The following is a 10,945-nucleotide window of genomic DNA, read 5'->3' on the forward strand; positions in this document are numbered from 1 at the left end:
AGAGCCCCGCGCCCCGCGCCGCCCGGCGGCGACGTGGTCGAGGACAGACGAGAGGGAGGCGACGACGTGCTCCTCGGACGAGTGGCGGGAACCCTGGTGGCGAGCCGCAAGGAGCCCACCATGGACGGACTGAAGTTCCTCGTGGTGCGCCACCTGGACGTGGAGAACAACGAGACCGGTGGGTTCGTGGTGGCCGCGGACGCGGTGGGTGCCGGCGTGGACGAGGTCGTCCTGGTGGCCACGGGCAGCTCCGCGCGGCAGACCGAGGCCACCCGGGACCGGCCCTGCGACGCCGTGATCATGGCCATCGTGGACACCTGGGAGGTCGAGGGCGACGAGAAGTTCCACAAGTGAACGCCGTCGGGTCGGCCACGGGACGGAGCCACAGGATGGGTGAGCGATGAACAAGCTGTCCGAAGGGGAGGTCCAGGAGATCATCGAGCGGGTGCGCCGGCGCCTCGGCCAGGCCGGGCCCGACGCGGGTTCCGGCCTGCGGGCCGCCGAGTCGTTGGCCGAGGCGGAACGCTCCGAGCTGGGCGACGGGATCTTCCCCACCATCGACGACGCCGTCGGCGCCGCGTCCCGCGCCTTCCAGGAGTACCGCCGCATCGGGTTGGGGGGACGCAAGGCCATCATCGCCTCGGTCCGCCAGGCCATGCTGGAGAACGCCGAGCGGCTGGCGGAGATGGCCCGGGCCGAGACCGGCCTGGGCCGGGCGGCCGACAAGCTGAGCAAGAACCGCCTGGTGACGCTCAAGACCCCGGGCCCGGAGGACCTCGAGCTGGAGGCGGCCACCGGGGACCTGGGCATGGTGGTCACCGAGTTCGCCCCCTTCGGCGTGGTGGCGGCGATCACGCCGACCACCAACCCGACGTCGACCGTCATCAACAACACGATCTCGATCATCTCCGCAGGCAACTCGCTGGTGTTCAACGTCCACCCCAACGCCAAGCGGGTCTCGGCGGAGAACGTCCGCCTGATCAACCGCGCCATCGTGGCGGCGGGCGGTCCCAGGGACCTGGTCACCGCCATCCCCGAACCCACCATCGACAGCGCCAAGGAGCTGATGCACCACCCGGACGTGCGTCTGCTGCTGGTGACGGGGGGGCCCGCCGTGGTCCGCGAGGCCCTGAGCACGGACAAGCGCGCCGTGACGGCGGGGCCGGGGAACCCGCCCGCGGTGGTCGACCAGACCGCCGACGTGGAGAAGGCGGCCCGAGACGTGGTGGCGGGGGCCTCGTTCGACAACAACGTGATCTGCACGGACGAGAAGACCACGATCGCCGTGGACAGCGTGGCCGACCGGCTGGTCCGGGCCATGGCCCAGCACGGCGCCCACGTCCTGAAGGAGCACGAGCTCAGGCGGCTGGAGCGAGTCATCTTCACGGAGCTCGGCCCGCCGAACAAGCCGGGCCGCATCAACCCCGCGTGGATCGGCAAGGACGCGTCGGTGATCCTGGCCGAGATCGGGGTCCGGGTGGGCGACGACGTCCGCCTGGTCGTGGCGGAGGTGCCGAACGAGCACAGCCTGGTGTGGACCGAGCAGATGATGCCGGTCATGCCCGTCACGCGGGTGTCCACCGTGGATCGAGCCATCGACCTCGCGGTGAAGTCGGAGCACGGGTTCCGGCACACTGCGTCGATCCACTCCACCAACGTCGACACCATCACCCGGATGGGCCGGGCCATGAACTGCTCGATCTTCGTGGCCAACGGGCCGAACTTCGCCGGGTTGGGCGAGGGCGGCGAGGGGTTCACCTCCTTCTCCATCGCCAGCCCGACCGGCGATGGCCTGACCCGCCCCCGGACCTTCTCGAGGGAACGGCGGATCACCGTGGTCGGCGCCCTGCGGATCGTGTGAGCGGCTACGGGACCGGGGACCGGGGAGCGCAGATGCAGCCCGCCATCGCGCTCCTCGAGTTCGAGTCCATCGCCCGGGGCATCGAGGCCGGCGACGCCATGGTCAAGCGGTCCCCGCTCGAGGTGATCCGCGCGGGAACGGTGCACCCGGGGAAGTACCTGGTGCTGGTGGGGGGCATGACCGCCGACGTGGAGGAGGCTCTGGAGGCGGGCCGTGAGGCCGCGAACGGCTCCCTGGTCGATGTCGTGTTCCTGCCGGACGTGCATCCCGACGTGGTGGCGTCGGTGGGAGGGGTGCGGCGGGAGGACGACGGCGAGGCCCTCGGCGTGATCGAGACCCGAACCGTGGCCGCCGTCATCGATGCCGCCGACGCCGGCCTGAAAGGCGCCGGCGTCACCCTTCGGGAGCTCCGGATGGCGGACGGGTTGGGGGGGAAGGGCTACGTGCTGTTCGGCGGCCCGGTGGCCGAGGTGGAGGCGGCGGTCGAGTACGGGTTGGGCCGCATCGCGGCGTCTCAGCAGGCGGTGGCCCACGTCGTCATCCCCCAGCTGCACCGGGAGATGCAGGAGAACCTGGCGGCCGACGCCCGGTTCGGCGAGCGGGTCCGCGGGGCGGAGAAGTCGGACCGGGAGCAGCCTCCGCCGCCGAAGCGGCCGGGACGGAAGAAGGGGTAGCCGCGTGCAGCTGGCCAGGGTCACCGGCACCGTCGTCGCCTCCGTCAAGGCCGCCGGACTGGAGGGCGTGAAGTTCCTCATCGTGCAGCCCCTCGACCGGCACCGGAACCCGGAGGGCTCGCCGGTCGTGGCCGCCGACGCCGTGCACATGGCCGGGCCCGGCGAGCTGGTGTACATCGTGGCCGCCCGCGAGGCCGCCCTGGCGCTGCGGGAGACCTTCGTACCGATCGACCACGCCGTCGTGGGGATCGTGGACGCCGTGGAGGACATCGGGGGGCCGCGGCGATGAAGGTCGGCAGGGTCGTCGGCACCGTGGTCTCCACGATCAACGCGCCGGTGTTCGACGGGAGGCGCCTGCTGGTGTGCGACCTCCTGGACGCCGCCGGAAAGCCGGACGGCACCTACACGATCGCGGTCGACACCGTGGGGGCCGGAGCCGGCGAAGCGGTCCTGATCGTGGACGAGGGGAACTCGGCCCGGCAGGTGATCGGCCTGGCTACGGCGCCCATCCGGACCATCGTGGTGGGGATCGTGGACCAACTGACCGTCGACGGCGAGCCGGTCGTGGCCGAAGGCTGAGCGCCCCGCTCCGCCGCTACGACGCCGCCGCTCCGCCGCCGCCGCTACGACGCCGGGCACCCCGGGAACTTGAACGAGCCGATGCGCGTGTGCCACCCGGTCGGCGATCGCCTGGGGAGGTACTCCGCCTGGTACCAGAACGTGCAGTCGTCGGCGGGGTCCACGCTCATCGTGCTGTAGTCGCCCCACCGGCTGGTCCCCGTCTGCGAGCCGCCGCCCGCCTGGAGGGTCCGCTCGTGCTCCATGGACCCCGGCGGGTCGAGGGGCGTGCGCCCCGTGTACCGGATGGACGGCGCCAGGTGCTTGCCCGCCGCGTTGTAGCCGAGAGCGATGTCGCCGGCCGCGTCCATGGCGGCGCTTCCCATCCACCGGTCGGCCCCGTCGGGCGCCTCGGTTCCCTCCTGGAACAGCACCGGGTGCCCGCCCGGATCTCTGATCTCGAACCACCGGACGCCGGCGTGGTCGTGTCCGTTCACGTCCACGGTGGCGTTCACCACGATCGACTGGTGGTCGCCGAAGTTCCGGTACGCCCCCCGGAACATCAGCTGGTCCTCGGCGATGGCGTCCACCCGCCGGGGCGTTCCGGGCTGAGGGATGCACTTGAAGCTCCCGCCGCACATGTCCGCGTCGAACGGCGTGGTGCGCAGCTTCACCGGCCCGGTCACGCCGGCCCGGAGCGGATGGGCGAAGTCGGCGTGGAACCGGAAGATCTCCAGCCGGTCGTTGAACACGTGGCGGTCCAGCGCCTTGTCCTGGAGCGCCAGGACGTAGTTCGGCGAGCCGTCTGGAGGGGGCGTCTGGCCGTCCAGGTCCGAGGGCATCAGCCCGACCAGGTCCTGCTGCGGGAAGGCCCGCCACATGTCGACGGACTGGCTGTCCGCGTCCAGGCCCTCCAGCATGTTCGTGCGGTCGAGGGCCATCAGCTCCACGCCCACGAACTCCCCGGTCAGCGGCCGGATCATGTTGAACGTGAGGTAGTAGCCGTCCGGCCACACCCCCATCTTGGGGTAGTCGTCGAACAGCACGTCGCTGATCTGGAAGGAGTACCGGAACCACTTCCCCATCGGGTCGGGAGTCTGGGACACCGCCACGCACTCTACGAAGGGCGGCAGCTCGTGACCGTGCTGGTCGACGTTGAACGCGAACTGGCTCATCACCCACCGGTCCGCCAGGGGGTCGTACAGCACGATCGGGTCGCCCTGGTTCTCCTTCTGGCACACCCCGCCGAAGCCCTGCCACAGCGTGTTGCCCTCGGCCGGCCCGAACAGCCTGTGCCCGGACTTGTCGAAGATGGCGAACGAGCTGTTGATCCACTGGACGTACTCGCCGGGGCCGACGTCTCCCTCGGAGTCCGGCGGGTACACGCCGTCCACGTTGGCCAGGCCCTCGAAGCTGGTGTGCACCGGCGGAACAACGCCGGGGGCGACGGGCTGGACGGCCTGATCGAGGGGGCGGTGGCCGGACGCCGCGCCGGCCGGCTGGACCGCGGGCACGCCGCGCCGAGGGACGAACACCTGAGCGCGGGGCGGACGGATGGCGCGCATGTCTCTCAGAGGCGGCGAAGCGTCGTGGTGCAGCGCGTTTCGCTCGGTGACCCGGGCCGCCCCCGGGCCTCGCGTCCCGGCGCCGTTGGCCCCGGCGCCGCCCGCGGAGGCCGGCGCGACCGGCGCCCCGATCAGCCCGATGGCGACAACGGCGGCAACGAGGCCCGGTCGAGTTCGGGGAAGGGAGCGCACGAACGTCCTCCGCGGGTTGGGGGCAGGCCCGAGTTCTACCCGGAACTGGCCGAGGGCGACAAGCAAGTCAGGAACTCAGCGCCGTCAGCCGGGCCAGGAGGTCATCGATCTCCTCCAGCAGCGGACGGGCACCGAGCCGGGCGAACACGGCCCGAGCCGCTTCGAGCCGGACCCGCGCCTCGGCCGGGCGGCCCAGCGGCAGCAGGCATCGTCCCGCGCCCAGCAGGGCCTGGCCGTTCTCCAGGACGAACCCGTACTCCGCCCAGCCCTCGGCCGCTCGGTCGAACAGCGCCAGCGCGCTGACCGGGTCGTCCGCCGCCTCGGTGCACAGGGCCGTGGCGGTGAGAACGGAGTGGCGTTGTCGGGCGAAGCTGGCCTCGATGCCGGGGAGCAGGCTGGCCGCCAGCTCGGTGGCCCCCAAGGCAAGCGATACACGGACGGCGTCCGGTAGGAACAGCGTCTGGTATGCCGGAGTCCGGCGCCGCGTGGAGTCGTGCAGCTCCTCGACCATCGCCGTCGTCGCCGCCTCGTCGCCGCGGGAGTGCTCGATCAGCATGGCCGTTCCGAGCGCCGGCACGAGCACCTGCGAATCGCCGACTTTCCTCGCCCGGGAGAGGATCTCCTCCTCGACCGAGGCCGCCTCGGCCACCTGTCCCCGCCGGAGCCAGACCAGCGCCTGGTAGGTGAGCGCCATGAGTGCCGCCTGCCACGTCCGGTCCGCGTCCCCCTCGCGGGCCGCGGCGGCGATGGCGAGTAGCTGGTCCCACTCTCCGAGGTCGTAGAGCATCCAGCAGCTCTCCGCCGTGGCCCAGTTCACGTATCCCGGGGCTCCCCTCCGCTCGGCGAATCGAATCGCCGCGCGGTGGAGTTCGATGCCGCTGGCGGGGCCCTCGCTCATCCAGACCCAGTACCCCAGGTTCACATGCGCGTTCGACGTCGTGACGCCCAGCCCCAGATCAAGGGCCATCTGGAGCGCGTCCCTCAGGTCGTCGATGCCTCCCGGATCGCCGAGCTCGCACCGGGCCAGCCCGCGAGCCTGGAGCGTGTTAGCGACCGCGTGGGCGATGTCCAGCTCACGCGCCAGCGAGACGGCTTTCTCGGACCACCTGAGGCCCTCTCGTGCATCGCCGCGGAACAGGGTCCGCGAACCCAGTCGGGCATAGGCACCGACCAGTTCGGGTCCGGGAGGCTCGGGCTCGAGCAAGGCGACCGCCTCGCCTGCCAACTCCAGGGACCGATCGGTCTCCCCCCGGACCCAGAGGGGCAAGCTCATGCTCAGCATCGCCTCCGCGGCCCGCACGTTCTCCCCCCGCGCCCGGAAAGCCTCGACCACTTGCCGGTACATGTCCTCGATCTCCAGATTGGGACGGCTGTCGGTTCCCCACGACGCATCCGCCAGCTTCGCGAAAACGGTCGGCCAGTCGGGGTGCTCTCGAGGCGTGACGGCGAAGGCGCGCTGGTAGAAGGCCTCCGCCGTCCGGGGGTCCAGGTGGACCGCCCGGTCTCCGGCCATGACCAGAAATCGGCGGGCCGGGTCCTGGAGGCGCTCGACCTCCCGGTCCGCCCTCGATGCCGAGGCCAGGTCCAGCGCTTGGCTGTAGTGGTGGGCGAGGAAGTCGGCGTGGTCGGCGACCCGGTCACCGCTGATCTCCTCTATCCATCGCGCCGCCGCCTCGTGCTTTCGGGCCCGTTCCGCCCGGGGGATCTGCCCGTAGGCGACCTCCCGGATCAGCACGTGCCAGAACGAGTATTCGGCCTGCTCCTCCATCGACGACCGCCGGGCCGGGCGGAGCAATTCCTTGCGAGCAAGCTCGTGGAGCCCTTCCCTGACCGCGGCCTCGTCCACGCCGCCGATCGCGGATACCACTCCCGACCAGAACACCTTGCCCACCACCGACCCGTCCTGGAGGAGGGATTTGCGGTCGGGCGTCAGCGTGTCCAGTCTCGCCGCGATGATGGCCTGCACGGTCTCGGGGACCGGTATGTCCCGGTCCGCGGCGACGTGCCACGTGCTCCCCCGGCGGACCAGGAGCCCACGATCGATGAGCATTCGGACAAACTCCTCCGCGTACAGCGGGTTACCGCCGGCCCGGTCCAGGAGGGTGGCCTGGATGTCCGCCGGAAGCACGGCCTGGTCCAGGAGCGCGGCCACCAGCCGGGCCGTCTCGTCGCCGGACAGCGGCGACAGTCCAACGGTGGCCGAATTGCGCTTGCCGCCGCCCCAGCCTGGATGGCGTTCGTACAGCTCCGGCCGGGCGGTGCACAGGACGAGCAAAGGAACGCCGGTTGACCAATCCACCAGATATTCGAGGAACTCGAGCATCGCCGGGTCGGCCCAGTGGAGGTCTTCGACCGCCATCACGAGTGGGCGGGTTGCTGCTACGGCCTCCAGAAAGGCCCGCCAGGCGGCGAAGGCTTCCTCGCGCTCGACGCCGCTTGTCCCTCCGGACCCGGTGCCCGCCAGGGGGGCCAGCCGGGCCGAGATCCACTCCCGCTCCGATTCGTCCTCCACGACCGCCTCGACCGCCTGGGCCAACTTGGCCTGGGCCTCGGATGGGTCGTCCGATTCGAGGATGCCCGCCTGCGCCTTCACCACCTCGCCGAGGGCCCAGAACGTGACGCCGTCCCCGTAGGGAAGGCACCGTCCCTGCCGCCAGAACACCAGTTCCGGCCGGTCGTCGACGAACGACAGGAACTCGGATACCAGCCGCGTCTTGCCCACGCCGGGCTCCCCGGAGATGGTGACCAGCTGGACCCCGCCCTCCTCGACCACGCGCCCATAGATGTCCCCGAGGAGCGCGAGCTCCCGGGTCCGTCCGATGAGGGGGACAGGGCTTCGCTGGTCCACGTCCACCCCGAACCGGCTCCGGGCCCAGGCGGCCGCCCAGATCGGGATCGCCTCGGCCTTCCCCTTCACCGTGACGGGATCGAGCGGCCGGTACTCGATCGCGCTTCTGGTGGCCCGGTAGGTCACCTCGCCCACGACCACCCCACCGACCGGGGCCACCTGCTGGAGCCGGGAGGCCGTGTTCACGACGTCGCCGGCCACGATCCCCTCGCCCCGCTCCGGCCGGGCTCCCAGCGACACCACGGCCTCCCCGGTGTTCACCGCGGCGCGCACGGACAGGTCGAGCCCGGGGTGCTCGGTGTTCAGTTCGGGGATGGCCTCGGTGATGCGAAGGGCGGCCCGCACTGCCCGCTCGGCGTCGTCCTCGTGCGCGACCGGGGCCCCGAACACGGCCATCACGGCGTCGCCGATGAACTTCTCGACGTTGCCACCGAACCGCTCGATCTCGCGCTTCAGCATCCGGTGGTAGGGCCGGAGCGTGGCGCGGACGTCCTCGGGGTCGGCGGTATCGGACCGGGCGGTGAAGCCGACCAGGTCGCAGAAGAGGACGGACACGACCTTGCGCTCCTCGCCGCCCGCCGGCGCCGCGGTCGCCAGCGGGGCGCCGCATACCCCGCAGAACTGGAACCGGTCCGGGTTGTCCTCGCCGCAGCTCGGGCAGATCACGGCATGAGTCTATGGCCCGGATGCGTTGCGGCCCAGGCCGCTGATGTCACGGAATCGCAAGAACTCCGCAGCCGGCGGGCGGGATGCCCGGAGGTACGATTCCGGCAATGCCCCTCTATTCGGAACAGGGCGTCGTCCTCGGTCGGATCAAGCTGGCCGAGGCGGACCGGATCGTCACCATCATGACCCAGGGCTCGGGCAAGGTCCGGGCCGTGGCCAAGGGCGTCCGCAGGACCACCAGCCGCATCGGCGCGCGGCTGGAGCCGTTCACCCACGTCTCGCTGCTGATGTACCGGGGCCGCGGGGCGCTCGACACGGTGACCCAGGTGGAGATCATCGCGGCGCACCGTGCCCTCCGGGAGCGCTACGACCTCATCACCGCCGGCGAGACCATGCTCGAGGCCGTGGACAAGGTGGCCGAGGAACACGAGCGGAACGTCCGGCTGTTCATGCTGCTGCTGTCGGGGATGCGGGCCCTGGAGACCGGGCCGGCCGACCCGGCCGCGGTGGCGGAGTCGTTCCTGTTGAAGCTGCTGTCGCTGTCCGGGTTCCACCCCAGCCTCACCGCGTGCGCGGTGTGCGGCGCGGCGCGCCCGGCGCTGTTCGCGAGCGGGCAGGGCGGGGCGGTGTGCGACGGGTGCGCGGAGCACGGCGCCGGACCCGTGTCCGCGCCGTCGCTGGAGCTGCTGGCCCGGTACGCCGCGACGGACCTCCGCGCGGTGGGGGAGGCGCCGGTCGACGGCCCCGTCCGCCGGGAGGCCCGGGCCATGCTGTACGGGTTCGCCGAGTACCACCTGGACCGCCGGATGCGGAGCCTGCCCATCCTCGCGCGCTCGGGGCCGTGACGCCATGAGCAGCTATCTCGGCGACGTCGACCTCGACCGGGTTCCCGAACACGTCGGCATCGTCATGGACGGCAACGGCCGGTGGGCCCGCCAGCGCGGCCTGCCCCGGACCGAGGGCCACAAGATGGGCGAGGAGGCCCTGTTCGACGTGGTCGAGGGGGCGCTCGAGATCGGCCTCAAGTGGCTGACCGTGTACGCGTTCTCCACCGAGAACTGGCGCCGCCCGCCCTCGGAGGTCCGCTTCCTGCTGAACTACAACCGGGAGCTCCTTCGCCGGCGTCGCGACGACCTGCACTCCCGGCGGGTCCGGATCCGGTTCCTGGGGCGGGTGGACTGGCGGATCCCCAAGAACGTGCTCCGGGACATGGAGGCGGCCGAGGAGCTCACCCGCGACAACCGCCGGATGACCCTCACCATCGCGTTCAACTACGGCGGGCGGACCGAGATCGCCGACGCCGTCAAGCGGATCCTGGCCGACCACGACGCGGGCCGGCTGCGGGGCGAGCGGATCACCCCGGACAGCATCTCCAGCCGCCTGTACCGGCCGGACATGCCCGACCCGGACCTGATCATCCGCACGGCCGGCGAGCAGCGCCTGTCGAACTTCCTGCTGTGGCAGGCGGCCTACGCGGAATTCTGGTTCACCTCGGTGCTGTGGCCCGACTTCAACCGCGAGCACCTGTTCGAGGCGGTGCGCGACTTCCAGAAGCGCTCCAGGCGCTTCGGCGGCGTCGAGGACTGAGCCGAGGCTGGCCAGTGTAGTCAAGCGAACCGGTCTACAAAGGCCGCAAGGAACTTGTTGCCTAGGCGGAATGCAGTCTCGTCCTCGAACCAGCGCGAAAACTCACCGGTAGGGATCTCGGATCGAAAGTGACCAAGGTATTCGCTCCTGAAGTGATTGAAATCTTGAGCTTGGGCCACGAAGGCAGAATCAATGCCGAGGATTCGCCCTGCTTCTCCAATCTTGAGATCCATGTAGCGCAACTCGATCCGGTCGAAAGACTTCGCGGTCTCCCGGATCATTTGTACCGCGGCGTTTGTGTCTTGGCCCTCGAGGGCCTCGATGAGAATTCGGACCTGCTGGTCAAGCTCGGTTCGGACTGCTGGATCATCCCCCTTCTTCGCCTTCATCATGATGTGATTACTGATTCCCTCGATCGCCATGTAGTAGTTCAGGAGGATGGAACTCGACAGTTCCGAAATTCCGATCGACAGACTGACACCGCGGGAGATGTAGTCCGCTGCGGTGCGCGCCACTCTGCTCCGAACCAGACGCTCATGGCGCTGGACGGCAAGCCTTGCCAGGTCGGTTGGCATGGCTGAGATCTCAATCATGTGGCCCATGGTCCAGGGTGAAGCGACTCCACCCTTCCCGGAGGGCGACAAGACCTTGAGCGCCTCAACGTGATACGGCTCATCCGCGATCGTGTGCAAGGCCTGCAGGACTTCACTGAACGCGCTTACGGCATGCCGCTCAGCATCGTCGGAGTTATCCGTCTCCACCGACATCCGTATCACGTGGGGAGACTCGACCACCGTGTGGGGCGAAGTCACCCCTACGGATGGGACTGGATGCCCTTCGTCGTCTTGGAAGGACATCCTGGGATGCCCTAGTGCGCCGCCTGCAAAATGGCTTTACAACGGTTGACCTTCTCCACGATTGACGCCACGGTCGCCGTCCACACGAACGGGTTGGGGGCCTCGTTGTAGGCGTCGAGGTAGGCGTGGATCGCCTC

Annotated in this window: 10 protein-coding genes; 7 read left to right on the plus strand and 3 right to left on the minus strand. The window is 70.3% G+C overall.

Features of this window, described 5'->3' with window-relative positions:
* The 5 genes from M3Q23_08520 to M3Q23_08540 form a co-directional block, all read left to right on the plus strand.
* Positions 1-354: EutN/CcmL family microcompartment protein (locus M3Q23_08520; GenBank protein ID MDP9342129.1), on the plus strand; the 354-nt coding region annotated here is incomplete at its 5' end.
* Between the two features lie 46 nt (positions 355-400).
* Positions 401-1,861: an aldehyde dehydrogenase EutE gene (locus tag M3Q23_08525; GenBank protein ID MDP9342130.1), complete on the plus strand. Its 1,461-nt coding sequence runs from the start codon at positions 401-403 to the stop codon at positions 1,859-1,861.
* Entirely contained in the window at positions 1,858-2,535 is a 678-nt protein-coding gene (locus tag M3Q23_08530) for a BMC domain-containing protein (protein MDP9342131.1), read from the plus strand. The genes M3Q23_08525 and M3Q23_08530 overlap by 4 nt, the downstream gene beginning before the upstream one ends.
* Before the next feature lie 4 nt (positions 2,536-2,539).
* Positions 2,540-2,824 (plus strand): EutN/CcmL family microcompartment protein, encoded by a 285-nt coding sequence (locus M3Q23_08535; GenBank protein MDP9342132.1) that lies wholly within the window; start codon positions 2,540-2,542, stop codon positions 2,822-2,824.
* Positions 2,821-3,114: a EutN/CcmL family microcompartment protein gene (locus tag M3Q23_08540; protein ID MDP9342133.1), complete on the plus strand. Its 294-nt coding sequence runs from the start codon at positions 2,821-2,823 to the stop codon at positions 3,112-3,114. Before M3Q23_08535 ends, M3Q23_08540 begins: the two co-directional genes overlap by 4 nt.
* A 44-nt stretch (positions 3,115-3,158) precedes the next feature.
* Here M3Q23_08540 and M3Q23_08545 read toward each other — a convergent pair whose 3' ends face one another.
* Complete coding sequence (locus M3Q23_08545) at positions 3,159-4,850, minus strand: hypothetical protein (protein ID MDP9342134.1); 1,692 nt, start codon at positions 4,848-4,850, stop codon at positions 3,159-3,161.
* A 67-nt stretch (positions 4,851-4,917) separates the two neighbouring features.
* Positions 4,918-8,364, minus strand: a complete 3,447-nt coding sequence (locus M3Q23_08550) for an AAA family ATPase (GenBank protein MDP9342135.1) — start codon at positions 8,362-8,364, stop codon at positions 4,918-4,920.
* Positions 8,365-8,471: 107 nt separating this feature from the next.
* Between M3Q23_08550 and recO the strand changes: the two genes are divergently transcribed.
* Positions 8,472-9,209 carry a DNA repair protein RecO gene (gene recO / locus M3Q23_08555; GenBank protein ID MDP9342136.1) on the plus strand — a complete coding sequence of 246 codons (738 nt, stop codon included), beginning with the start codon at positions 8,472-8,474 and terminating at the stop codon, positions 9,207-9,209.
* Between the two features lie 4 nt (positions 9,210-9,213).
* Positions 9,214-9,951 carry a polyprenyl diphosphate synthase gene (uppS, locus tag M3Q23_08560; protein ID MDP9342137.1) on the plus strand — a complete coding sequence of 246 codons (738 nt, stop codon included), beginning with the start codon at positions 9,214-9,216 and terminating at the stop codon, positions 9,949-9,951.
* Positions 9,952-9,971: 20 nt separating this feature from the next.
* Here uppS and M3Q23_08565 read toward each other — a convergent pair whose 3' ends face one another.
* Positions 9,972-10,712: a hypothetical protein gene (locus tag M3Q23_08565; GenBank protein MDP9342138.1), complete on the minus strand. Its 741-nt coding sequence runs from the start codon at positions 10,710-10,712 to the stop codon at positions 9,972-9,974.
* Positions 10,713-10,945: the final 233 nt, after the last annotated feature.

Source organism: Actinomycetota bacterium, assembly GCA_030774015.1.
GTDB lineage: Bacteria > Actinomycetota > UBA4738 > UBA4738 > JACQTL01 > JALYLZ01.

Excerpts from the sequence above, each read along its gene's own strand:
- M3Q23_08525 (MDP9342130.1), top strand. The coding sequence starts at position 401 with ATGAACAAGCTGTCCGAAGGGGAGGTCCAGGAGATCATCGAGCGGGTG.
- M3Q23_08540 (MDP9342133.1), top strand. The coding sequence starts at position 2,821 with ATGAAGGTCGGCAGGGTCGTCGGCACCGTGGTCTCCACGATCAACGCG.
- recO (MDP9342136.1), top strand. The coding sequence starts at position 8,472 with ATGCCCCTCTATTCGGAACAGGGCGTCGTCCTCGGTCGGATCAAGCTG.
- uppS (MDP9342137.1), top strand. The coding sequence starts at position 9,214 with ATGAGCAGCTATCTCGGCGACGTCGACCTCGACCGGGTTCCCGAACAC.